Origin of the sequence: Kitasatospora sp. HUAS MG31, from assembly GCF_040571325.1 — a bacterium.
Classification (GTDB): domain Bacteria; phylum Actinomycetota; class Actinomycetes; order Streptomycetales; family Streptomycetaceae; genus Kitasatospora; species Kitasatospora camelliae.
The window spans coordinates 3,414,282-3,437,262 of sequence record NZ_CP159872.1; the positions used below are offsets into that span (position 1 = coordinate 3,414,282).

26 protein-coding genes are annotated in these 22,981 nt (G+C 72.4%); 8 read left to right on the forward strand and 18 right to left on the reverse strand.

Translation table 11 applies throughout. The features are described from left to right. The first annotated feature begins 379 nt into the window (after positions 1-379). The 3 genes from ABWK59_RS15300 to ABWK59_RS15310 are packed head-to-tail and all read left to right on the forward strand — an operon-like array spanning position 380 to position 2,558. Complete coding sequence (locus ABWK59_RS15300) at positions 380-1,981, forward strand: acyl-CoA carboxylase subunit beta (protein ID WP_354641130.1); 1,602 nt, start codon at positions 380-382, stop codon at positions 1,979-1,981. Positions 1,982-2,038: 57 nt separating this feature from the next. Further along, positions 2,039-2,245 (forward strand): acyl-CoA carboxylase epsilon subunit, encoded by a 207-nt coding sequence (locus ABWK59_RS15305; protein ID WP_354641131.1) that lies wholly within the window; start codon positions 2,039-2,041, stop codon positions 2,243-2,245. Positions 2,246-2,282: 37 nt separating this feature from the next. Further along, positions 2,283-2,558 carry a hypothetical protein gene (locus ABWK59_RS15310; protein WP_354641132.1) on the forward strand — a complete coding sequence of 92 codons (276 nt, stop codon included), beginning with the start codon at positions 2,283-2,285 and terminating at the stop codon, positions 2,556-2,558. A 295-nt stretch (positions 2,559-2,853) separates the two neighbouring features. Here ABWK59_RS15310 and ABWK59_RS15315 read toward each other — a convergent pair whose 3' ends face one another. From ABWK59_RS15315 to hemL, 8 genes are all read right to left on the reverse strand, one after another. Continuing rightward, positions 2,854-3,258 carry a hypothetical protein gene (locus ABWK59_RS15315; protein ID WP_354641133.1) on the reverse strand — a complete coding sequence of 135 codons (405 nt, stop codon included), beginning with the start codon at positions 3,256-3,258 and terminating at the stop codon, positions 2,854-2,856. A 56-nt stretch (positions 3,259-3,314) separates the two neighbouring features. Next, positions 3,315-3,926 carry a hypothetical protein gene (locus ABWK59_RS15320; protein WP_354641134.1) on the reverse strand — a complete coding sequence of 204 codons (612 nt, stop codon included), beginning with the start codon at positions 3,924-3,926 and terminating at the stop codon, positions 3,315-3,317. Positions 3,927-3,950: 24 nt separating this feature from the next. Continuing rightward, on the reverse strand, positions 3,951-5,075 hold the full coding sequence (gene ccsB, locus ABWK59_RS15325) for a c-type cytochrome biogenesis protein CcsB (RefSeq protein WP_420492784.1): 1,125 nt from the start codon (positions 5,073-5,075) through the stop codon (positions 3,951-3,953). 3 nt (positions 5,076-5,078) lie between these two features. Next, the gene (gene resB / locus ABWK59_RS15330; RefSeq protein ID WP_354641135.1) at positions 5,079-6,869 is read right to left on the reverse strand and encodes a cytochrome c biogenesis protein ResB; all 1,791 of its coding nucleotides are present in this window, start codon (positions 6,867-6,869) and stop codon (positions 5,079-5,081) included. 2 nt (positions 6,870-6,871) lie between these two features. Continuing rightward, on the reverse strand, positions 6,872-7,654 hold the full coding sequence (locus ABWK59_RS15335) for a cytochrome c biogenesis CcdA family protein (RefSeq protein ID WP_354641136.1): 783 nt from the start codon (positions 7,652-7,654) through the stop codon (positions 6,872-6,874). Further along, positions 7,651-8,253, reverse strand: a complete 603-nt coding sequence (locus ABWK59_RS15340; RefSeq protein ID WP_354641137.1) for a TlpA family protein disulfide reductase — start codon at positions 8,251-8,253, stop codon at positions 7,651-7,653. The genes ABWK59_RS15335 and ABWK59_RS15340 overlap by 4 nt, the downstream gene beginning before the upstream one ends. A 163-nt stretch (positions 8,254-8,416) precedes the next feature. Then, a complete protein-coding gene (locus ABWK59_RS15345; protein ID WP_354641138.1) occupies positions 8,417-9,097 on the reverse strand; it encodes a histidine phosphatase family protein in 681 nt (226 codons plus the stop codon). Positions 9,098-9,109: 12 nt separating this feature from the next. Further along, positions 9,110-10,441 (reverse strand): glutamate-1-semialdehyde 2,1-aminomutase, encoded by a 1,332-nt coding sequence (gene hemL / locus ABWK59_RS15350; RefSeq protein ID WP_354641139.1) that lies wholly within the window; start codon positions 10,439-10,441, stop codon positions 9,110-9,112. Positions 10,442-10,722: 281 nt separating this feature from the next. Here hemL and ABWK59_RS15355 point away from each other — a divergent pair, with 281 nt between their 5' ends. The 3 genes from ABWK59_RS15355 (at position 10,723) to ABWK59_RS15365 (ending at position 13,261) form a co-directional block, all read left to right on the forward strand. Beyond that, positions 10,723-11,334, forward strand: coding sequence for a hypothetical protein (locus ABWK59_RS15355; protein WP_354641140.1), 612 nt, complete (start codon positions 10,723-10,725; stop codon positions 11,332-11,334). A gap of 152 nt (positions 11,335-11,486) precedes the next feature. Beyond that, positions 11,487-12,800 (forward strand): glycosyltransferase 87 family protein, encoded by a 1,314-nt coding sequence (locus ABWK59_RS15360; protein ID WP_354641141.1) that lies wholly within the window; start codon positions 11,487-11,489, stop codon positions 12,798-12,800. Positions 12,801-12,910: 110 nt separating this feature from the next. Then, entirely contained in the window at positions 12,911-13,261 is a 351-nt protein-coding gene (locus ABWK59_RS15365) for a DoxX family protein (protein ID WP_354641142.1), read from the forward strand. 36 nt (positions 13,262-13,297) lie between these two features. Here the strand turns inward: ABWK59_RS15365 and ABWK59_RS15370 are convergent, their stop codons facing one another. The 3 genes from ABWK59_RS15370 to ABWK59_RS15380 form a co-directional block, all read right to left on the reverse strand. Continuing rightward, entirely contained in the window at positions 13,298-14,302 is a 1,005-nt protein-coding gene (locus tag ABWK59_RS15370) for an N-acetylglucosamine kinase (RefSeq protein ID WP_354641143.1), read from the reverse strand. After that, positions 14,299-15,054 (reverse strand): SIS domain-containing protein, encoded by a 756-nt coding sequence (locus ABWK59_RS15375; RefSeq protein ID WP_354641144.1) that lies wholly within the window; start codon positions 15,052-15,054, stop codon positions 14,299-14,301. Before ABWK59_RS15375 ends, ABWK59_RS15370 begins: the two co-directional genes overlap by 4 nt. Before the next feature lie 97 nt (positions 15,055-15,151). Further along, positions 15,152-16,129, reverse strand: a complete 978-nt coding sequence (locus ABWK59_RS15380; RefSeq protein ID WP_354641145.1) for a hypothetical protein — start codon at positions 16,127-16,129, stop codon at positions 15,152-15,154. 127 nt (positions 16,130-16,256) lie between these two features. On the opposite strand from ABWK59_RS15380, the gene ABWK59_RS15385 reads away from it, so the two are divergent. Continuing rightward, positions 16,257-17,162: an NAD-dependent epimerase/dehydratase family protein gene (locus ABWK59_RS15385; RefSeq protein WP_354641146.1), complete on the forward strand. Its 906-nt coding sequence runs from the start codon at positions 16,257-16,259 to the stop codon at positions 17,160-17,162. A gap of 90 nt (positions 17,163-17,252) precedes the next feature. Here the strand turns inward: ABWK59_RS15385 and ABWK59_RS15390 are convergent, their stop codons facing one another. From ABWK59_RS15390 to ABWK59_RS15400, 3 genes are all read right to left on the reverse strand, one after another. Beyond that, entirely contained in the window at positions 17,253-17,960 is a 708-nt protein-coding gene (locus ABWK59_RS15390) for a hypothetical protein (RefSeq protein WP_354641147.1), read from the reverse strand. Positions 17,961-17,990: 30 nt separating this feature from the next. After that, positions 17,991-18,737, reverse strand: a complete 747-nt coding sequence (locus tag ABWK59_RS15395) for a DUF2637 domain-containing protein (protein ID WP_354641148.1) — start codon at positions 18,735-18,737, stop codon at positions 17,991-17,993. A 193-nt stretch (positions 18,738-18,930) separates the two neighbouring features. Further along, the gene (locus ABWK59_RS15400) at positions 18,931-19,173 is read right to left on the reverse strand and encodes a hypothetical protein (protein WP_354641149.1); all 243 of its coding nucleotides are present in this window, start codon (positions 19,171-19,173) and stop codon (positions 18,931-18,933) included. Positions 19,174-19,743: 570 nt separating this feature from the next. On the opposite strand from ABWK59_RS15400, the gene ABWK59_RS15405 reads away from it, so the two are divergent. Next, entirely contained in the window at positions 19,744-20,310 is a 567-nt protein-coding gene (locus tag ABWK59_RS15405) for a choice-of-anchor P family protein (RefSeq protein ID WP_354641150.1), read from the forward strand. Positions 20,311-20,474: 164 nt separating this feature from the next. On the opposite strand, the gene ABWK59_RS15410 is transcribed toward ABWK59_RS15405, so the two are convergent. From ABWK59_RS15410 to ABWK59_RS15425, 4 genes are all read right to left on the reverse strand, one after another. Further along, positions 20,475-20,834, reverse strand: coding sequence for a hypothetical protein (locus tag ABWK59_RS15410; protein WP_354641151.1), 360 nt, complete (start codon positions 20,832-20,834; stop codon positions 20,475-20,477). A gap of 172 nt (positions 20,835-21,006) precedes the next feature. Beyond that, positions 21,007-21,501 (reverse strand): hypothetical protein, encoded by a 495-nt coding sequence (locus ABWK59_RS15415; RefSeq protein ID WP_354641152.1) that lies wholly within the window; start codon positions 21,499-21,501, stop codon positions 21,007-21,009. A gap of 438 nt (positions 21,502-21,939) precedes the next feature. Further along, entirely contained in the window at positions 21,940-22,299 is a 360-nt protein-coding gene (locus tag ABWK59_RS15420) for a hypothetical protein (protein ID WP_354641153.1), read from the reverse strand. A 172-nt stretch (positions 22,300-22,471) separates the two neighbouring features. Beyond that, the gene (locus ABWK59_RS15425; RefSeq protein ID WP_354641154.1) at positions 22,472-22,966 is read right to left on the reverse strand and encodes a hypothetical protein; all 495 of its coding nucleotides are present in this window, start codon (positions 22,964-22,966) and stop codon (positions 22,472-22,474) included. Between the last annotated feature and the right edge of the window lie 15 nt (positions 22,967-22,981).

Consider the following 22,981-nt stretch of genomic DNA (forward strand, 5'->3'; position numbering starts at 1 on the left):
GCCGTCCCGGGCGGGCTGCGGCTTTTGGCGCATCCCTACGAGTCCACCCGCCCACCGGGCGGTCACGGCTGTGGGCACCGTCCGTCCTCACCCGGTCACCGCATCCGCCCGACACCTCGCTCGAACGCCCCCGACCTGCGCTTTCCCCCGCCCACCGTAGCCCGCTGGGCCGCCCGTGACGCCTCGCGCGGAGCAATCGGACAGCCGCGCGTTCTGTACAGGGGCAACATGGTTTGCGGCTCGACCTTGTACGGAATCGATGCCCGGCGCGCCGTGCGCGCCCTCGTAAGGTCGTAGGTGAAGAAGTGTTCGCAGCAGCAGCCGAGGCCACCGCAGGGCCGGTTGTCGGACAGTTCCCGCACGCTTGGAGTGGTTCGAGATGACGCTTGTGCACGATGCGCCGGTCGGCGGCGAGATCCCGGAGATCCCGGCCGACGCCCGGGGCCGGGTGGCCGAGCTGCACGACCTCCGCGAGCAGGTCCGTCGCGGGCCGAGCGAGAAGGCCACCGAGGCGCAGCACGCCAAGGGCAAGCTGACCGCTCGGGAGCGGATCGAGCTGCTGCTGGACGAGGGGTCGTTCCGTGAGGTCGAGCCGCTGCGGCGGCACCGGGCCACCGGGTTCGGTCTGGAGGCGAAGAAGCCGCACACCGATGGTGTGATCACCGGGTGGGGCACCGTGCACGGCCGCACCGTGTTCACCTACGCGCACGACTTCCGGATCTTCGGCGGTGCCCTCGGTGAGGCGCACGCCCAGAAGATCCACAAGATCATGGACATGGCCATCGCGGCCGGTGCGCCGCTGGTGTCGCTGAACGACGGCGCCGGCGCCCGGATCCAGGAGGGCGTCACCGCGCTGGCCGGCTACGGCGGCATCTTCCAGCGCAACACCCGCGCCTCGGGCGTGATCCCGCAGATCAGCGTGATGCTCGGCCCGTGCGCCGGCGGCGCCGCGTACTCGCCCGCGCTGACCGACTTCGTGTTCATGGTCCGTGAGACCTCGCAGATGTTCATCACCGGACCGGACGTGGTCCAGGCCGTCACCGGCGAGAAGATCAGCCAGAACGGCCTCGGCGGCGCCGACGTCCACTCCTCCGTCTCCGGCGTCTCCCACTTCGTCTACGACGACGAGCAGTCCTGCATCGAGGAGGTCCGCTACCTCCTCTCGCTGCTGCCGCAGAACAACCGGGAGATGCCGCCGACCCAGGTCAACGACGACCCGGTCGACCGCCGTAACGAGTCCCTCCTGGACCTGGTGCCCGCCGACGGCAACCGGCCGTACGACATGCGCAAGGTGATCGAGGAGATCGTCGACCACGGCGAGTACCTGGAGGTCCACGAGCGCTGGGCCACCAACGTGCTCTGCGCCCTGGCCCGGATCGACGGCCACGTGGTCGGCATCATCGCCAACCAGCCGCAGTCCCTGGCCGGCGTCCTCGACATCAACGCCAGCGAGAAGTCCGCCCGCTTCGTCCAGATGTGCGACGCGTTCAACATCCCGCTGGTCACCATGCTCGACGTCCCCGGCTTCCTGCCCGGCGTCGACCAGGAGCACGACGGCATCATCCGGCACGGCGCCAAGCTGCTCTACGCCTACTGCAACGCCACCGTGCCCCGCATCCAGCTGATCCTCCGCAAGGCCTACGGCGGCGCGTACATCGTCATGGACTCCCGCTCCATCGGCGCGGACCTGTCCTTCGCCTGGCCCACCAACGAGATCGCCGTGATGGGCGCCGAGGGCGCCGCCAACGTGATCTTCCGCCGCGACATCGCCGGCGCCGAGGACCCCGAGGCGATGCGCGCCCAGAAGATCAAGGAGTACAAGACCGAGCTGATGCACCCGTACTACGCGGCCGAACGCGGCCTCGTGGACGACGTCATCGACCCGGCCGAGACCCGCGCGGTGCTCGCCTCCTCGCTGGCCATGCTCCGCACCAAGCACGCCGACCTGCCCAGCCGCAAGCACGGCAACCCGCCGATGTAACCGGCCGGCACCGCGTACGTCACCCGACCGACTTCTCTCCCTGGAGAAATAGGGACCATGAGCGACACTTCCGTCCGCATCGTCCGCGGCTCGCTGACCCCCGAGGAGCTGGCCGCCCTCACCGCCGTCCTCGCCGCCCGTGCCGCCGCCCAGCAGGCCGCCCAGGCCGCGGCCGCCGCGGCGGTCGAGCCCATCGCCCGCTGGCAGCGCCTGGAGCGCCGCCCGGCCTACTACAGCCCCGTCAGCTGGCAGCAGGCCGCGTAGTCGCACCCGCCCTCCGGGGCGGGCGTCGGGGGGCGCCGTGAACGAGTACCTGGACGACCTGCTGGACCTGCTGCGGGCCGTCGCCGAGGAGAACGCGTACCCGGACGGCGAGTTCCACAGCTGCTCGGTCGGCCGGCCGTCGGAGCCCGCGGAGATCCCGCCCGGCACCCCGGCCCCGCTCGCCCACGCCGCAGTCAACCTGGTCTGCGGCTACGGGGTCGCCCTCCGGCCGCTCGCCGACCCCGGGCGGTATCCGGTCGCGGAGCAGCTGAACGCGGCGGCCGGGATCGCCGACGGCGCCGACTACCGCTGATCGGCACGGCGCGGGACAACCCGCTGCTGTTCCACACGCCTGACGGCAGCGTCTGGCGGATCCCCTTCGACGGGGGCCTCTGGTACGAGGAGTGCACCCTGGAGCGGATCGCCTCCTCCGTCGAGGACTTCGTGACCCACTGGATCGCCGGCCCCCGCTACCCCGAGCTGATCGGGCGAGGAGCTGCACGAGGACGAGTGGTACCGGCTGCTGGTCGTCGGCGGCGTGCTCCGGGGCGCGGGGCGGTGAGCCGCGCGCCCCGATCGCAGAGACGCCGAGGCTTGTCAGACAAGCCTCAGGCGGCGGCCAGGGCGGACCGGCGGCCGGCGTGCATGGTGGAGAGGTTGGCGGCCAGCCGTTGCGGGTCCTGGGCGAGCCAGAGGCGGACGGCGGCGCCGAGCATGGCGCAGGAGGAACCCAGTCGGACGCCGGTGGACTGGGCCACCCGGGCCGAGGCCAGGGCCAGCAGGTCGGCCAGTTCGGCCGGCAGCCAGACCGTCAGCGCGCAGGGCGCCGGTGTGGTGAGCGCGGCGAGCAGCCGGTAGGCGTCCGCCGTGCAGTGCAGGGACGGCAGGACGTCCAGCAGCCCGTCGGCCACCACCTCGGAGACGTCACTGCGGTGCCCTTGGGCGAGCGCTCGGAGCAGCGTTCTCTCCGTAGCGGTGATTCGGACGGTCAGCATGACCTCGTCGCACTCCATGGTGCGGCCCTCCTCGCGGCCTGTCGGTCGTGTTCCACGCCTGGGGTGACGTCGCCTCAGGCTTGCTTCGCGGTCGTGGTCGTGGTCGTGTTCGGGCTGGTGCCGGCCCACCGGGTCTCCCCGTAGGCACGGTCGGCCATGGTGGCCACCATCAGCGGGAACTGCTCCTGCGGCACCGGCGGGGAGGCCGGGAAGTCCGGGCGGAGCACGCCGGCCGGCCAGAAGGCCGTCCGGCAGGCGGTGCAGTACCGGGCGTGCTCCCAGACCTGCATCCGCCGGGTGTACTCGGCCCGGAGCCGGACGACCAGCTCGGGCTCGGGCCCTGGGACGGTCCGGCGGCCGAAGTACCAGGTCGCCGCGAGCACCAGCACCGGGAGCACCTTGGCGAAGTTCTGGCCGGCCCCGTACGCGCCGGTGTACACGGTGTCGTCGGTCAGCGTCCTGAGCAGCGAGCTGGACGCCAGCAGGGCGCACACCGCGATCACCGCCTTGGCGCCGGCCCGGAGCTCCTGCCGCTGCCCGGCCGGGGCCGTGGTCGGCGGTGGCGGCGGCGGGGCGAGCCCGACCACCGGCGCCCGGTCGGCGCCTCCCCCGTGCGCCGCACGGGCACTGACGACCCCCTCCGCGCCGCCGCACCCCGGACAGCACACCTGCTGCTGCTCGGCCATCGTGATCCCCCCAGGATTCCGCTGTCAGACGCCGGCGTACGAGTGCTTGCCGGTCACGAAGATGTTGACGCCGTAGTAGTTGAACAGCCAGCAGGCGAAGGCCAGCAGGGCCAGGTAGGCGGCCTTGCGGCCGCGCCAGCCGGCGGTGGCCCGGGCGTGCAGGTAGGCGGCGTAGGCGACCCAGGTGATGAAGGACCAGGTCTCCTTCGGGTCCCACTCCCAGTACTTGCCCCAGGCGGCCTCGGCCCAGATCGCACCGGCGATGATGGTGAACGTCCACAGCGGGAAGACCACCGCGTTGATCCGGTACGAGAGCTTGTCCAGGGTGCCCGCGGCGGGCAGCCGGCCCCAGACCGAGCCGCTGCGGGCCTTGGTGGTGCCGGCCGCGAGGCGGCGCTCGTAGGCCTCCTTGCCGAGGTAGAGCACGGTGGCCACGGCGGCCGCGTAGAAGGCGCCGCCGCACATGATGGCGGTGGAGACGTGGATGGCCAGCCAGTAGGAGTGCAGGGCCGGGACCAGCTGCTCGGACTCGGTGTAGAGCACGGTCACCGCGATGCCCAGGGTGAGCAGGCCGGCGGTGATCACCGGCAGGCCGAGCCAGCGGACGTTCTTCTTGGCGGCCAGCAGCCCGAGGTAGGCGGCGACCATCATCAGGGCGAAGGCGCAGGAGAACTCGTACATGTTGCCCCACGGCCAGCGCATCACCGACAGGCCGCGGGTGAGCACGCCGCCGGCGTGCAGCAGGGCGCCCAGGACGGTGAGCGAGACGGCGATCCGGCCGGCCAGGTCGCCCCGCTCGCTGGTGCCGGCGGCACCCGGGCCGTCGGCCGCGTCCTCGTCGCCGCGGCCGCTGGTGACCACGGTGGCGCCGGCGTCGGCGAGGGCGGTGCGGGTGAGCGTGGTGGTGCCGCCGCTGGCGGAGGCCACCTTCACGGTGACCTTGCGGACGCCCTTGGCGGTGTCCTCCGCGGCCGCGACGGTGGCGGCCAGGCCGGACTGCTCGGCGGAGCGGACCGCCACGGCGCCCTTGCTGCCGAACGTCCACTCGATGATGTGGGCGAACATCGCCAGCGTGTACACGGCCATCGCCGAGTAGATCAGGTTGTTGGAGAGGTCGGCCAGCTGCGGGTCGACCGAGGCGAGAAGCACCGTCTACTCCTTGGTGTCCGGGGCGGCGGGGGTGTCCGCGTCGGCGGGGGTGTCGGTCTGGGGGGCGTCGTCAGCCGGCGTCTCGTCGGCCGTGACCTCGTCGGCCGGCGTCTCGTCGGCCGGGACGTCGTCGGCCGCGTCGGCGGTCGGCTCGTCCTCGTCGAGCGCCGGGGCGTCGTCCTGGAGCTCGACGGCGAGCTCGGCCAGCTCCTCGGCGGTCTTCGCCGACTCGCTGCGGGCCAGGCCGGCCACCTCGACCAGGGTGCGGCCGTCGGGGGTGGTGGTGGCGCGGACCCAGATCCGGCGGCGCTGCACGAACAGCGAGCCGATCAGGCCGAGGATCGCGGCGACCGCGCCGAGCAGCGCGACCGCGTTGCCCGGGCGGTGCGAGACCTGGAAGCTGGCCCACTGCTGGTAGCCCTCGAAGGTCAGCGAGCCGTAGCCGTCCGGCAGGCTCCAGGCCTGGCCGGGCTTGAGCCGGGCGCGGGCGGTCTGGCCGTCCTGCTGGAGCTGCTTCATGTGCTTGGTGTCGAGCTGGTACACGTTCTGCGGCAGGCCGGAGTCGCTGCCCAGGTCGCCGGCGTAGGCGGTGAGCACCAGCATCGGGTCGGCGGCGGACGGGAAGAGCGAGACCGGGCCGGTCTTCTCGAAGCTCTCCGGCGCGGTGGGCAGGAAGTAGCCGCTGAAGCCGAGCTGGACGCGCTCGCCGCCCGCGTCCTGGCCGTAGTCGCTGACCTTGACCACGCCGGTGGAGGTGAGGTTGCCGTCCTGCGGGAGGAACGGCGTCGGGCCGCGGTAGACGATCTCGTTCTTGGCGTTCCGGACGGTGATCACCGGGGCGAAGCCGTGGCCGATCAGGAAGACCTTGCTGCCGCCGATCTCCAGCGGGTGGTTGACCTCGATCTGGCCGTTCTTCAGCTTGGTGCTGTCGGAACCGGTCCAGTAGCGGATCTTCGCGGTGAACTGGCGGGCGCTGCCGACCTGGTCGCCGGAGGCCTGGAACTTCGCGGTGAAGCTGTCCAGCTTGAAACCGAACGGGTCCAGGTCGTCGCTGCCGTAGAAGGCCGAGCCGGTGAAGTCGTCCAGCTGGGTGGTGGTGTTGGAGTACCCCTGGCCCTCGACCACCAGCTTGCCGCCGGAGCCGCTGGCCAGGCTGGCCCAGGCGAAGCCGGCGAGCAGGGCGAACAGCGAGAAGTGGAAGAGCAGGTTGCCGACCTCGCGCAGGTAGCCCCTCTCGGAGGCGACCGCGCCGTCGGCGAGCTGGGCCCGGAAGCCGCGCTTGCGCAAGCGCCGGTACGCGGCGGCGTTGACCGCCCCGGCGTCGGCGTCGGTGTGCCAGGCCGCGTAGACCGGCATCCGGGTCAGGTTGCGCGGGGCGGCCGGGGGCCGGGCCCGCAGCACGCCGACGAACTGCCAGGTGCGCGGGACGATGCAGCCGGCCAGCGAGACGAACAGCAGGATGTAGATCGCGGAGAACCAGACCGAGCTGTAGACGTCGAACAGCTGGAGCTTCTCGTAGACCGGGGTGAGGCCCGGGTGGGCCTTGCGCCACATCTCGGCCTTGAAGGTGTTCTGGCTGTCCTGCGGGATCAGCGAGCCGGGAACGGCGGCCAGCGAGAGCAGGAACAGCAGCACCAGCGCGACCCGCATCGAGGTCAGCTGGCGCCAGGTCCAGCGCAGCCAGCCGAGCGGGCCTATGCCGACGGCGGGACCCTCGGACTCCTCGGGGGCGGTGGTGAGCCGTTCCGCCTCGGTGTCCGTCCCGTCGAGCGGGCTGGTCTTGGTGTCGCTCACGGTCAGATTCCGATCGAGAAGTCCGCGGTGAAGGTCCGCATCGAGTCCACCAGTCCGTCCCAGGCCCCCGTGACCAGCAGCAGGCCGACCGCGACGAGCATGCCGCCGCCGATCCGCATCACCCACTGGTAGTGCTGCTTGATCCGGCCGAACGCGCCGAGCGCCCGGCGGAACGCCAGCGCGGCCAGCACGAACGGTACGCCCAGGCCGAGGCAGTAGACGGCCATCAGCAGGGCGCCGCGCGCGGCGCCGGCCTGGGTGAAGGCCAGGCTCTGGATCGCGCCCATGGTCGGGCCGACGCAGGGCGTCCAGCCCAGGCCGAAGACCACGCCGAGCAGCGGCGCGCCGGCCAGGCCGATCGCCGGGCGGCGGTGGGAGCGCAGCTCGCGCATGGTGAAGCCGGGCAGCAGGCCCATGAAGGCCAGGCCCATCAGCACGGTGAGCACGCCCATCACCACGGAGATGGTCCGCTGGTACGCCATGAGCGTGGTGCCGAAGGAGCCGAACAGCGCGCCCATGGAGACGAACACCGCGGTGAAGCCGGCGACGAAGAGCAGCGACCCGAGCAGCATCCGGCCGCGCCGGGCGCCCTTGGCGTCGGCCAGGTCGGCGGCCGAGAAGCCGGTGACGTAGCTGAGGTAGCCGGGGACCAGCGGCAGCACACAGGGCGAGAAGAAGGAGACCAGACCGGCCGCGAGCGCGATCGGGGCGGCCAGCAGCAGGGCGCCGGAGGCGACCGTGTCGTTGTAGCCCGTCTCGGCCAGCGAGGCGGCGAGAGCGGTCACGACTGCTCCGCCAGGACGGGCTTCAGCATGCCCTCCAGCGTCTCGGCGGAGATGGCGTGCATGGAGCGGGCGGCGAGGTTGCCCTGGCGGTCGACCACGATGGTGGTCGGGATGGACTTGGGGTTGAGGCTGCCCTTGGGGAACTTCAGGATCTCGGCGCCGTCCGGGTCGTAGATGCTCGGGTAGGTCACGCCGAAGTTCTTCTCGAAGCTCACCGCGTTGGCGGGGTCGGTGTCCCGGGTGTTGATGCCGAGGAACTCGACGCCCTGGTCCTTGTACTTCGCGTAGACCTCCTGGAGGCCCTTGGCCTCGGCCCGGCACGGGTTGCACCAGGAGCCCCAGACGTTCAGGACCACGACCTTGCCCTTGAGGTCGGCGAGGGCGAGCCGGCCGTTGCCGTCCAGGCCGACGCCCTCGATGGCGGGCGCGGCGTCCCGCTGTCCGGCGGCGGCGGTGTCGATCCCGCCCTTGCCGGCGACGAAGCCGGTCCGGCCCTCACCGCTGGTGGAGCCGGTGCTGCTGCAGCCGGCGAGGGCCAGGGCACAGGCCGCGAGGAGGGCGGCGGCGGAGCGGTGGCGGCGGTGGGGCGTCCCAGACATGTGAAAAGTTTCGCATGGGGTTCCGGGCGGGTTCCGGGGGGTCCGCGGTTAGCCGACAGACCCCCCGTGACCTGCGATTCTTGTACTTATGACCGCCTTAGATCCGGGCATTCGGGGCTAAGGACGGGGCGTGCGGCGGTGCTCGGCGAAGGCGCGGTGTGACCTACGCCCCGAAGCTCTTCCCGACCGGCTGGTTCTTGCCGCCCTTGCCGGTGAGGTACGCCGGGAGGAGGTCCCGGGCCGGCTCGCGGTAACCGATCGAGACGATCCGGTCGCCCTCGTAGGTGAAGCTGGTCAGCGAGGCCAGCGAGCACTGCCGGCGGCGCGGGTCGTGCCAGAGCCGGCGGCGCTCGGCGAAGGAGCGGACGATCCAGATCGGCAGCTGGTGGCTGACGCAGACCGCCTCGTGCCCGCGGGCGGCGTCCCGGGCGGCGGCCAGCGCGCCCATCATCCGCACGACCTGCTCGAGGTACGGCTCGCCCCAGGACGGCCGGAACGGGTTGGTCAGGTGCTTCCAGTGGCTGGGGTTCTTCAGCGAGCCGTCGCCGACGCCGAAGGTCTTGCCCTGGAAGATGTTCTCCGCCTCGATCAGCCGCTCGTCGACGGCGACCTCCAGGCCGTGCGCCTTGCCGATCGGCTCGGCGGTCTCCTGGGCCCGCTCCAGCGGGGAGGCGACCACGTGGGTGATGTCGCGGTCGGCCAGGTGCTCGGCGACCCGGTCGGCCATCTGCCGGCCGAGCTCGGAGAGGTGGTATCCGGGCAGGCGGCCGTAGAGGATGCCCTCCGGGTTGTGCACCTCGCCGTGCCGCATCAGGTGGACGACGGTGGTCTCTTTCGCGCTCATGCTTCGGGCTCCTCAGGCCTGGGCTTCGGCGGCCGCGCGGGCGGCGGCGGGCAGGGCGGCGGCGATCCGCTCGATCGCCCGCTCGTCGTGGGCGGCGGACACGAACCAGGACTCGAACGCCGAGGGCGGCAGGTAGACGCCCTGGGACAGCAGGGAGTGGAAGAAGGCGTTGAAGCGGAACGCCTCCTGGCGCTTGGCCGTGTCGTAGTCGGTGACCTGCTCCTCGGTGAAGAACACCGAGAACATGTTCCCGGCCTTCTGCAGGCGGTGGACCACGCCCTCCTTGGCCAGCGCCTCGGTGACCAGGCCGGAGACCTGGTCGGCGACCCGGTCCACGGTGGCGTACGTCTCGTCGGTGCAGTGGCGCAGCTGGGCGAGGCCGGCGGCGGTGGCGATCGGGTTCCCGGAGAGGGTGCCGGCCTGGTAGACCGGGCCGGCCGGGGCGAGGTGGGCCATCACGTCGGCGCGGCCGCCGAAGGCCGCGGCGGGGAAGCCGCCGCCCATGACCTTGCCGAAGGTGAGCAGGTCCGGCGCCCAGCCCTCGTGGGCGGCCTCCAGGCCGTACCAGCCGGCCTTGGAGACGCGGAAGCCGGTCATCACCTCGTCCGAGATGAACAGCGCGCCGTCGGCCCGGCAGAGCTCGGCCAGGCCGCGGTTGAAGCCGGGCAGCGGCGGGACGACGCCCATGTTGCCGGGCGAGGCCTCGGTGATCACGCAGGCGATCTCGCCGGGGTGGGCGGCGAAGGCCTGCCGGACGGCCTCCAGGTCGTTGTACGGCAGGACGATGGTGTCGCCGGCCTGGGCGCCGGTGACGCCCGGGGTGTCCGGGAGGCCGAAGGTCGCCACCCCGGAACCGGCGGCGGCCAGCAGCGCGTCCACGTGACCGTGGTAGCACCCGGCGAACTTGACCACCTTCGCGCGGCCGGTGAAGCCTCGGGCCAGCCGGATCGCCGACATGGTCGCCTCGGTGCCCGAGGACACCAGCCGGACCTGCTCGACCGGGGCGACGCGGGCGACGATCTCCTCGGCCAGCTCGACCTCGCCCTGGCCCGGGGTGCCGAAGGAGGTGCCGCGGGTGACCGCGTGCTGCACCGCCTCGATCACGGCGGGGTGGGCGTGCCCGAGGATCATCGGACCCCAGGAGCAGACCAGGTCGACGTACTCCCGCCCGTCGGCGTCGGTCAGGTACGGCCCGGTGCCCGACACCATGAAGCGCGGCGTGCCGCCCACGGCGCGGAAGGCGCGCACCGGGGAGTTGACGCCGCCGGGGGTGACGACGGACGCTCGCTCGAACAGCGACTGGGACTGGGGGGCTTCGTACGGGTAGCTCATCGGCTCGCTCATCCGCTGGGTTCCGCTGGGTCCTCGGGGAGGGTTACCCGGATGGGTCACCCGCACATGCTCTCAAATCGTGTCCTGCGGCAACGCATGCCGGACCCGATCATCTGGAACGATGATCCGTGTGCGGCTGCCTTGACACGCCCGATCAGAGGTAGGGTCGTGGCACGGTGTGTGTCAGCGCCCCGGTGTAGGGCGCTGTGAGACGGGTAATGGGCACGTTCGGATGGACACCGAACGTGCGGGGGTCTGTCGATTCCGGCGAATTCCGGCGAATTCCGGTGAGGATGGTCCGAGTGTCCGAGGCGGAGGACGGCTTCGACGAGGCCGCGGGTGGCAGCGCCCGCAAGCCTGCCGGGGCCGCGGGCGGGGGTACGGGTCCGGGCAGGGGAAGGCGGGGCGAGGGCAGAGTGGGCGTGACCTACAAGTACTTCGGCGCACCCGACCGGGCCACCGCGGCGAGAGTCCCCACCGCCCTCGGCCCGGGCGGCCTCGGCCTGGACGCGGGCGAGCTGGGCGCGCTCGGGCGGCTCGGCGACCTGATGGAGACCAGCGGCTCGGTGAACGGGCACCTGTCCACCAAGATCAAGCCGGAGACGATGAGCGCCATGGTGCTCACCGGCATCACCGGCGTACCGCTGCACCAGGTGCCGCCGCTGGAGCTGGTGGTGCTGCACCCCGACTACGCGGTCGTCCAGCTGCCGCACACCGTGGTCGAACCGCTCCGGAAGGCCGACGAGACCGAGCTCGGCGCGGCCGCGTTCATCTGGTCCACCGTCCCGGACCGGCGCGGGCCGCGGGACGCGTTCGTGATCTACCAGATGCTCCACGAGTGGCAGGACTTCGCCAACCGGCTGCACGAGGCCGGACACCAGCTGTACTGCCTGGTCTGGCCGTAGGTCCGGACCGCGGGCGCTCCGGGCCTCGGGCTCCGGACCAGGAGCGGCTTGCGCGGGCCGGGATACTGTTTCGGGTCTGAGGCGGGCGTGCTCCCCGGAGCGCGCCCCGGTGCCTGTCGTCCGTGCGCGGACCGACCTGAACGGGGAGCCGAATGTCCGACCTGTCCGCTGCGCGGCCGCGCAGGCGTGAGGCCGACCCGGTGGTCCTGGCGGTGGCGGGCGCCTCGCTGGTGGCGGGAGCCCTGGCCGTCCGGGTGCTGATGCTCGACCACGAGTCCTCGGACTACCACTACTTCCTCGGCCCCTGGTACCGGCACATCGCCTCGCACGGCGGCTTCCACGCGCTCGCCGACGCCGGGTTCTCGGACTACAACGTCCCGTACCTCTACCTGATGGCCGCGCTGACCTACCTGCCCGTCGGGGCGGTGGCCGGCATCAAGTGGATCTCGATGGTCTTCGACCTGGTGCTGGCGTACTACGCGTTCCGGATCACCGCGCTGCGGCGGCCCGAGCACTCCTGGCACGCGTTCGGCGCGGCGGCGACGGTGCTGTTCCTGCCGACGGTGGTCACCAACAGCGGCTGGTGGGGGCAGGCGGACGCGATCTTCACCGCCTTCCTGGTGGGCGGGGTCTACCACGTGCTGCGGCGGCGGCCCTGGTGGGCCTGCGCGTTCTTCGGGGTGGCGCTGGCGTTCAAGCTGCAGGCGGTCTTCCTCTTCCCGTTCCTGCTGGTGATGGTGCTGGTCCGGCGGCTGCCGTGGCGCAGCCTGCTGGCCGTCCCGGCCGCGTACCTGCTGCTCGACGTGCCCGCCTTCCTGCTCGGGGCCGACCCGTGGCGGCTGCTCACCGTCTACGCCCGGCAGCCCGACACGTACAAGCAGCTGACCCTGAACGCGCCCTCGGTGTACGAGTTCGTCTCCTGGCCCGGGGACACCGACGGGGTGCGCAGCGCGGGCGTGCTGGTGGCCGGTGGGGTGGTGCTGACCCTGGTGGCGCTGGCGGCCCGGAGCCGGGGCTGGGTCGGCGGCCGGGGGGCCCAGGCGCCGGCGGACGGCGCGGAGCAGACCCGGATCCTGCTGGTGGCCACCGCCTCGGCGATCGCGGTGCCGTTCCTGCTGCCCTCGATGCACGAGCGGTACTTCTACGTCGCGGACGTGCTGAGCGTGGTCCTGGCGTTCCAGCTGCCACGGCTGTGGGCACTGCCGGTGCTGGTGCAGCTCGCCTCCTTCGGCAGCTACCTGGAGTTCCTCTCCCCCGGCCTGGCGCCGTACCTGTCGATGCCCGCGCACGCGGCGCTGATGCTGCTGGCGCTGCGGAGCGTCCTGCGGGCCGCGGCCCACGGGCTCCGGGCGCCGACGGACCCCGCGGGCGACGGACGCGCCGAGGAGCCGGCGGACGAGGGCGACGCCGGGGACGACGGTGAGGACGAGCCGCTGACGGACCGCCGGGAGGCGGTCGGACGGTAGTCCGCGCGGCGGTCTGTCACATCCGTGGCGCGCGGCGGGTCATGGCGGTGAAGCGTTCACCGCGGCCGGCCGGGGCAGTCCGGGCCGGCCCCTCCTCCGAGGAGCATCCGATGTCCGTCGCCCATCTCGTCGTCACCCTGGTCGCGGCCGCCATGGCCGGTTACTCGGCCTACGCCCTGCTCAGCCGCGCGGCGTGGGTGGTCCAGGCGCTGGCCGACTACCGCGTGCCGCGCGCCTGGTGGCCGTGGCTGGGCGCGGCCAAGGCCGCCGGCGCGGTCGGGCTGCTGGCCGGGCTGGCCGTTCCGGTCGTCGGCGTGGCCGCCGGGGTCGGCCTGGTGCTCTACTTCGGCGGCGCGGTGGTGACCGTCGTCCGGGCCCGCTGGTACGGCCACGTCCCCTTCCCCCTGGTGTACGCCGCGCCGGTGGTCGCCTCGCTGGTCCTGGGCGCGCTCGCCGGCTGAGGCCGGCGAGCGGTCCGGGGCGGCCCGGTGGTCGGGTCAGTCCGGGGCGCCGACCAGCCGGCGGTGGAGGGTGCCGGGGACGCCGAGGGGGCGGGCGGCCAGCCAGGCGGCGGCTCCGGCGGTGCCGGCGGCGAGGGGGACGGAGGCGGCGGGCCAGCGGGCGGTGATACGGGTGCGGACCGCCTCGGTGAGCGGCGAGGCGGGGACCAGGACGCCGCCGGCCAGCACCACCGGCCGGGTGGAGTCCGGGGCCCGGACCGTGCCGAGGGTGGTCAGCAGGTGGTCGGCGGCCCGCTCCACCAGCTGCCGGGCGTCCGGGTCGCCCTCGGCCGCGCCGCGCAGCACCAGCGGGGCGAGCCGGGCCAGCCGGACCGGCGGTTCGGCGTGGGCGGCGCCGATCACCGCCGCCCGGAGCCGGGCCACGGCGTCGGGCCCGCCGGTCGGGGGCGTCGCGCCGGTGAGGGCGGCGACCACCGCGGCGGCGAAGGGTGGCAGGGCGCCCGGGGCCCGCGTCCGGTCCAGGGTGGTGAGCGCGGAGCTGACGGCGGTCCGGCCGAGCCAGTACCCGGAGCCGCGGTCGCCCAGCAGCCAGCCGTGCCCGTCGGCGAACCGGACCGGGGTGAAGTCGCGGCACTCGCCGGCCACGGCGCCGGTCCCGGCGACCAGGACCGTGCCGTCGGGCCGGTCGGTCCCGGCGGCGTAGGCGAGTTCCACGTCGCTGACCAGGCGCGGCAGGACCCGCAGTCCGGCGGCGGGCCAGACTCCGGCCAGGACCCGGGAGGCGACCGTCCCGCCCGCCAGGCCGACCACCCCGGCGACCACCGCGCCCGGGTCCACCCCGGTCAGGGCGGCCCGCAGGGCGGCGGCCACCTCGGCGGCGGCCGCCGGCCCGCCGTGGGCGACCGGGTTCCCGCCGCCGGCCCGGCCCGTCCCGATCACCCGGCCGTCGAGCCCGGCCACCAGGACCCGGGTGGTGCTCCCGCCGACGTCGATCCCGAGGACCAGGGCGCCGGACGGGTCCGGGGCGGCGCGGCCGGTCATGCGGTCCGGCGGATGCGCCCGGCGTAGCGGGTCTCCAGGGCGCGGTTGTGCTCGTCGCCGCCGGGGACGTTGGCGGAGAGGTAGACCGGCGGGACGGCCCCCGCGGCCTCGATCCGGCGGATCACCTCGGCGACGATCTGCTGCGCCAGCAGCGCCGCGGTGATCGAGGAGATCCCGCAGGCCCGGGCGCCGCCGCCGATCGGCAGCACCGCGTCCCCGTACGGCGCGGCGTTGTCGAGCACCACGTCGGCGAGGTCCCGCAGCCGCTGCCCGGACGGGTGCCTGGGTCGGACCCGAGCGGTGTGCTCGGCGGAGGTGATGGCGATCAGCGGGTGGCCGTGCTCCTTGGCGAGCCGGGCGAGTTCGACCACGCAGCCGTTGACACCGGAGTTGGAGGCGATGACGAACACGTCGGCCGGGTGCGGGGCGGCCAGCTCGTACAGCAGGGCGGCGGACTCGGTGCCGCGCTCCAGGTCGGGCCCCTTGAGCGACTCCGGCGGCCGCCCGCCGTAGAGCACCACGTCGCGCAGGGCGATCCGGTTGCTGGGGACCAGGCCGCCGGCCCGTCCGGCGATCTCCATGGCGAGGGCCTCGGAGTGGCCGGTGCCGAACGCCTGGACGATGCCGTCGGCCGCGAGCGCGGCGGTGATCAGTTCGGCGGCGCGGGCGACGCCGCCCGCCTGCTCCTTGGTGACGCGGTCGATGGCGGCGTGCGCCGCGGCCGCGAAGTCCTCCGCTGACGGTGAACCCACTGTGACCTCCTGACGGCTGGTCTTCGTGGTCGATCAGTGTCCGCCCGCACCCTCCCGACTGTCAATGAGTGGACTAGACCATTCCGGTGACCTGGCGTCAGGCCGGGGTGTCGACGGCCCGGGGTGCGGTCGCCACCGGTTCCGGGACGGACCCGTCCCAGGGCTGGAACGCGGCGAACTCCAGCGGGTCGTCCTCCGGGTCGAGGCCGGGGAACGCCTCCCCCAGGTCGCGTCCGCGCAGCCACGCCACCAGGGTGTCGACCAGCCCGCCCGCCAGACGCGGCCCCTGCGGGGCGTGCCGCGGCCAGACGATCAGCGGCCACGCGTCGGGCTCGCCCTCGGTGAGCCAGCCGAGCATGTCGGCGTCGATCGTGCTGCCGAACGGCAGGAAGCCGCCGGGCTCGGGCCAGACCGCCAGCGGGTGGTCGTCGGGGAAGGTCCCGCGGTGCCCGCGGTAGCAGTCGGTCCGCCACCCCACCTCGTCGAGCAGCCCGAGCCGCGCCACCGTCATCGGCAGCGACCCGAGGTACGCACCGCCGGGCATCGGCACCCGGTCGAGCAGCACGGCCTCGACGAACCCGGTGAGCGTCAGGTCGTACGCCTGCCAGGGGCTGATCTCCGCGCAGCGCGGGAGCACGCGGTGGAGCACCACCGTCCAGCGGTCCGGGTCCGGCGAGACGGAGGTGTCCCAGAACAGGTCCCCGCCTGCGCTCGTCCGCCCCCAGGGCAGCAGGCCTCCCGGTACCGGGTGGAAGAGCGGCGGGCGGTACGGCGGGTGCACCCGGGAGGACTGCCGGCATGCGCTCTTGGAGTCCCGGATGAACTCCGCGTACTCGAACCCGCTGGCCCCGTCGATCCGCGGCACCTCGATCGACAGCCCGCCGCCGCCGACGTCGACCGGGCCGTACGCGTCGGCGATCGCCTTGTAGTCGCCCGGCAGCCGCAGGCCGAGCCAGCCCTCCACCACCGCCCAGTCGACGGGCACGGGACACGGCGGACGGTCGGCGCAGGGTTCGACGAGCTCGGCGAAGGAGTACACGGCCGCAGCCTCGCAGCGCGCCCGGGGGCGGGGCATCGGCGCTTCCCGCCGGGAGGGACCGGCGATCCCCGGACCCGCAACCCTCCTGCGCGGACAGGGCCGTTGGGGAAGACTGGCCACGGCCGCGACGTCCGTCCGGGCGGCGGCGGGAGGAGGGATCGGGATGCGCGAGGTCTGTGTCATCGGGGGGAGCCGGTACTTCGGGCGACGGCTGATCGTCCGGCTGCGGGACGCCGGGGTACGGGTCACGGTGGTCAACCGCGGCTCCTCGCCCGCCCCCGAGGGCGTCACCCACCTGGCCGCGGACCGGGACGACGAACGCGCCCTGGCCGCCGCCCTCGGCGACCGGCGGTTCGACGCGGTGATCGACCAGGTCTGCTACAACCCCGTCCAAGCGGCCGCCGCCGCACGGGTGTTCAAGGGACGCACCGAGCGGTACGTGATGACCTCGACCATCGAGGTGTACCAGCCGCTGCATGCCGACGCCCCGCTCCCGGAGACCGCCGTGGACCCGGCGGGCCTGCCGGTCGACCTGGAACTCCCTTGGTACGACGCCGGGTTCGCCGAGGCGCACTACGGGGAGGGCAAGCGGCAGGCGGAGGCGGTGTTCACCCGGGAGGCCGCCTTCCCGTTCGCCGCCGTCCGCACCGCGCACGTACTGGGCGGCGGCGCCGAGGACTTCACCGGACGGCTGGCCCACTACGTGGAGCGGATCCGCACCGGCGCGCCCGTCGCCGTCCACGCCGGGCCTCGGCCGTCCTCCTTCACCGAGTACGAGGAGATCGCCGGCTTCCTGCAGTGGGCGGCCGGCGCCGGGTTCACCGGAGCGGTGAACGCCTGCGCCCACGGGGAGTTCGACGTCACCCTGCTCTGCGAACTGATCGCCGAACGGGTCGGCCGGCCGCCCGTCTACACCCCGCCGACGGCCGGGGAGGCGCCCTCGCCGTTCTCCTTCGGGCACTACTACGGCATGGACAACTCCCGCGCCGAACAGCTCGGCTACTCCTTCAGCCGGACGGCGGACTGGCTCCCCGCCGTGGTCACCGACGCCGTGACCCGAACCTCCTGAGCCGCAGAACCGGGCAACCGGTCAGGCACGGTGGGCCCGTCCTGAATCCACTCGCCCCTGGGTCGGTCGTTCGCGAGGGCACCCGCAGGGTCAGCGGCGGCCGGTGAGGATGCGGGGGAGCTGGTACCGCCAGAGCCACCAGGGCAGGTGGCGGCGGGGGACGAAGGCCCAGAGGTCGTCGTCTGCCTGGCTGCCGCGGGGCAGGTCGCGGAGCAGGTCGAGGCAGGCCCGGTCCACGGTGCCGTGGAGGCGGGCGGTGTGGGCGAGGGCGACGGTGGCGTGGTGGACCAGTTCCGGGGCGTCCTCGGCGGCGAGGGCGCGGGCGATCCGCGGCAGGACGCCGGCCGGGTCGGGGTGGGTGACGGCGAGGCCGATCAGGGCGACGCCGGCCAGGGGTTCGCCGCGGTCGAGTGCGGCGTCGACCTCCTCGGGCCGGTCGGTGCCCATCAGTGCGCTGGTGGAGCTCCAGTCCATGCCGAGCCCCGCGGCGGCCCGGTCGAGCAGGAACTCGCGCCGGCCCTCGGCGGAGGGCCGTCCGGTCAGGCAGTCGTCCAGGTAGGTCCAGACCCGGTCCGGGCCGTGGGCGTCCGCGGTCAGCTCCCGGCAGTCCTCGTCGAGCCGCTCGGAGTGTTCGAGGACGGTGAAGGCGCCCGCCACGGTGTCGAGGTCGCAGCGGCGCAGGAAGGCGAGCCACTGGGTGTCCTCGGCGTCGAGCCGCCCGTCGAGGTACGCCCAGGCCAGCTCGGCCGGTTCGAGGGCGGCGGCGTATCGGGCGGTGTCGGCGAGCTCGGAGGGCATCGGCCGACCCTATCGCGCGGTCGCCCCGCCTCAGCGGTGGGCCTTGTGCGTCGCCCGCCTGGTCGAGGTGGTGAGCCGGGTCTGGCTGGGCGCGACGATCTGGCGCACCAGCTGGTGGAAGGAGATCACCGCGGTGAGCGGGGGAAGGGCGGCGACCACCACGCCCGGAAAGGTCCTCGCGGCATGGACGACGCACAGCGTCGTGGCGACCGAGGAGAAGACGACCACCACGACCCAGGACTGCGTGGTCCGGTGACGGGTCAGGGTGGCGCGCAGGATCGACAGCGACGCGACCACCCACGGCCCGTAGACGACGAGCGGCCACAGCTGGGCGAGGTTCTGCGGGACCCGCGTTGATGCCAGGTCCTGCAGGGGGTTGTAGGAGAACGTCCACCCGAGCACGCTCACGGTCGCGACGATGAGGCCGGCCAGCGCGCCGAACAGCGTGCTGAGCATCTGTGACCAGCTGCGCCGCGCCGCCTTCGGCCGCCGGCGGCGGATGCGCGGACGGGGAGCCGACTGCCGGGGGATCGAGCCGTCGGGGAGGTCCACGGGAGTGTGCAGGAGCCGAGTGAAGTCCTCGTGCGACGCCCACCCGTCGTCGGCGGCTTCCAGGTGATCGGACCGGTACGGGTTCGGACCGGTCGGAGTGCCGTAGAACCAGCCCTGCTCGGGAGGAACGGAAATTCCCCCGTGGGTGTCGTCGAATCCCTGGGACAGCCCCAGGCCGTAAAGCGGGGACGCGTCATGCATGGCGATCCTGCCGCCCCTGGACATGGGTGGACGCCGACCCGGTTCGCATTTCAATTCTCACGGGCCCGATAACGCGGCGCCCACCCCGTTGGTATTCTCCTGGCGGAACGATTCACCCGCCTGGCTCACACCGGGACGGAGTCGGGTCCCCCGTCCGGCCCAGGGCTCGCCGAGCGGCCCGCGCGGCACCAGCGATGCCGATCATCCGCTCCGCCCGTCACGGTCGGGACGCCCCCAGGGCGACGTCGAAGCGCGCCATGACGTCGATCTGGGCCTGCTGAATCACCTGAAGGAAGTCCAGCCACGCCTGGGAGCACCACTGGAGGCGAATCCGCTCTCCACCGTGGTCGAGGTAGGCGTCACCGGCGGGAGGAACGTCGACGTCGTCCGTGCGGCGGTATTCCTGGGCGTCGGAGGATCGGAAACCGGTGTACATCAGGATGCGAGTCGTTGTGGTCACGCCTGCACCAACGATCCAGCCGTCGGTCAGATGTGCGGCATTCGAGCGAATCAGAATTCAAGACCGGCACGCCATTCGACCGACCCGGCCCGGTTATTCGAGCGGATAATCCGCGCGCGCCGCCGGCGGATCAGCCCACGATCAGCTCGTTCCATTGTCCACTCATACGGGTCGAATTCAGGCCACCGCCGGCAGCGCAGCACCCCTCCGGAGTCGAACGACCCTACCCGGCACGGGCGTTGCCGACCCGTGGCCGGATGGCTCAGCGCGGATGGCAGCCCGGTTCGCCCCACGCTAGCGTCGGATCGATCCTGCCGGCCGAACATTCTGGCGAACTCACTCGCGGTGAGCGCTCAGAAGAAAACGACTTTCAGGAGAATCGCCTCACAGAAAGGTTTCGGCGTGAAACTCTCCCCATCCCTTCGCGGGGGCGGCCGCGTTCGGCGAGCAACCGCGACGGCGGTGCCCGCCGCCCTGGCGTCCGCGCTCCTTCTGGCACCCTGCGCATCGGCCCAGCCGTTAGGGGGCGTTCCGCACAGCGAGCACAGGCTGGCCCTGGCCCCTCCGGTCATGAAGTTCGACGCCCACGGCAACGGGGGGACCGTCAGCGGTCCGCTGGTCACCGCCGGCCCGATCGCGCCCTCGGATCTGACCTGCACCACCGGCCCCGGCTCCGCGTCCAACAACCTGTCCTCGGTGAACATCCAGGGGATCGCTTCGCTCAGCGGGATCAGCACCAGCGCGTCCGGCGCCACGGACGCCGGTGGGCTTCAGACCTCCGCCGCGCAGGCCTCGGTCGGCAAGCTCAACCTGCTGGACGGCCTCGTCACCGCCGACGGGGTCTCCGCGAACGCGAACGCCACCGACGACGCGACCGGCAAGGTCTCCACGACCGGGAACGTCACGCTCACCAATGTGAAGGTGGCCGGAGCGGCGGTCACCTCCACCGCACCCAACACGACGATCAACCTCCTGATCGGCACCGTGGTCGTCAACGAGCAGACCTCGACCGCAGCGGGCGGCGGCATCGCCGTGAACGCCCTTCACATCAAGTTGTTCGGTGGGGCCGTGGACGTCGTCGTCGGCCACGCCGCGGCTGCCCTCGTCCCGGTCGGGTCGGCCTGCCCGGCGCCCTGAGGTCCGGACGGCCCGGCCTCAGCCATCCTGACGAGCACACACGCCCCACTCGGGCTCACGCTCTCCGCTGACGGCACGGCGCGGCCCCCGGAGGGGTACCTCCGGGGGCCGTGCCGGCATCTCCCCGTCCACCCACCGCGTGACGGGCGGGCGGACCCGCCGGCTCAGTGCCAGCCGTCGACCGCGATGTTCACGCAGTTCGAGGAGGACTCGATCTCACCGGTGGATGCGGTCACGTCGGTGACCGCGGTGGTCCCGGCGGCGGTGTCGCACTCGTTGGACTGGTGCGCCCGGCCGGTCTCGTCGAAGTTGATGCAGTTCGAGGAGAACTCGATGTCACCGGTCTGCGCCAGCGCCCCGGTGTTCGTGGTGGCACCGGTGCTGGTGCTGCACTCGTTGCTCTGGGTCGAACCACCGTGCTCGAACAGGCCGCCGAAGCCCTGGGCACCGGCCGAACCCGCACCACCGAGGACCAGCGCACCGGCCAGCGCCCCCAGAACCGCCACCTTCTTGCCCATCTGCATTGCTTTCCTCCGTGTTGGAACCATGCGCGAAAATCCGCAGGACACCCGGCTAACGAAAGCCCCCGGGAAAGGCACCGGCACGCCCGCCGACTTCACCCAACCGCCCGAGTAGACATATCGTCACCAACAATCGGCACCCGGCAGCAGCCATCCAACAGCCCACGCCGCGGGATCAGCCCTCACCGTCTCCCGCGATGTTGACGCACCGCGTCGACGTGTCGATGTCCTGCGAAGGCGCCAGCGGAGACACCGTCAGCGGCCCCACCACCGAACTCGTGCTGCAGTCATTGCTCTGCGCCGCCACCGGCGACTCGCTGTAGTTGACACAGGTCGTCCCCGTCCGGACCGGATCGGTCGGCGCCAGCGACAGGTTCACCGTCACCGGACCCACCACCGAACTCGTGTCACATTCGTTGCGCTGCTCCGCCACACCCGACTCCGCGTAGTTCACACACGTCGTCTCCGTCGACACCCCGCCCACCACCGTCAGCGGAGTAGCCACCTCCACCGGCCCCAGCAACGAACTCGAACTGCACTCGTTGCTCTGAACCCCACCCCCCGACACCGGACCCACCCGGTGATCACCAGCAGCCGCACCACCCGCGCCACCGAGCACCAGCGCACCCACCGCCGCGGCCAACAACGCCGCACTCCTACCCACGTTCATCCCAACCTCCACAGCCATTTCCTCCGCGACAGCGCGAATCCGCGACTACCCGCATAACGACGCTCCCCGACCAAAGCCTCCGACCCTCCCCCACATTCACCCGAACAGGGCAAAAACCGAGGAAGAATCAGCCACCCGCCACCACCACGCCGCACGAGAGAGCGAGCGGAGTCCCGGGGAAGTCATCTGCGGTCATGGGATGTCGGGCCGATCCTGGAAAAAGGTTCGGCGAGACCTCGACGCCACGGGTCCGGACCTGACGGAAACGGATGGCCGGCCAGGAACCGATGGAGCCTCGGCCAGCCTGCCAGATGACGGACTTGCACGAACTTCCCGACACGCCCGCAGACGAACTCGGCCCCCGGAGGGGTACCTCCGGGGGCCGTGCCGGCATCTCCCCGTCCACCCACCGCGTGACGGGCGGGCGGACCCGCCGGCTCAGTGCCAGCCGTCGACCGCGATGTTCACGCAGTTCGAGGAGGACTCGATCTCACCGGTGGGCGCGGTCACATCGGTGACCGCGGTGGTCCCGGCGGCGGTGTCGCACGCGTTGGACTGGTGCGCCCGGCCGGTCTCGTCGAAGTTGATGCAGTTCGAGGAGAACTCGATGTCACCGGTCTGCGCGGTCGTCCCGGTGTTCGTGGTGGCACCGGTGCTGGTGCTGCACTCGTTGCTCTGGGTCGAACCACCGTGCTCGAACAGGCCGCCGAAGCCCTGGGCACCGGCCGAACCCGCACCACCGAGGACCAGCGCACCGGCCAGCGCCCCCAGAACCGCCACCTTCTTGCCCATCTGCATTGCTTTCCTCCGTGTTGGAACCATGCGCGAAAATCCGCAGGACACCCGGCTAACGAAATCCCCCGGGAAAGGCACCGGCACGCCCGCCGACTTCACCCAACCGCCCGAGTAGACATATCGTCACCAACAATCGGCACCCGGCAGCAGCCATCCAACAGCCCACGCCGCGGGATCAGCCCTCACCGTCTCCCGCGATGTTGACGCACCGCGTCGACGTGTCGATGTCCTGCGAAGGCGCCAGCGGAGACACCGTCAGCGGCCCCACCACCGAACTCGTGCTGCAGTCATTGCTCTGCACCGCCACCGGCGACTCGCTGTAGTTGACACAGGTCGTCCCCGTCCGGACCGGATCGGTCGGCGCCAGCGACAGGTTCACCGTCACCGCACCCACCACCGAACTCGTGTCACATTCGTTGCGCTGCTCCGCCACACCCGACTCCGCGTAGTTCACACACGTCGTCTCCGTCGACACCCCGCCCACCACCGTCAGCGGAGTAGCCACCTCCACCGGCCCCAGCAACGAACTCGAACTGCACTCGTTGCTCTGAACCCCACCCCCCGACACCGGACCCACCCGGTGATCACCAGCAGCCGCACCACCCGCACCACCGAGCACCAGCGCACCCACCGCCGCGGCCAACAACGCCGCACTCCTACCCACGTTCATCCCAACCTCCACAGC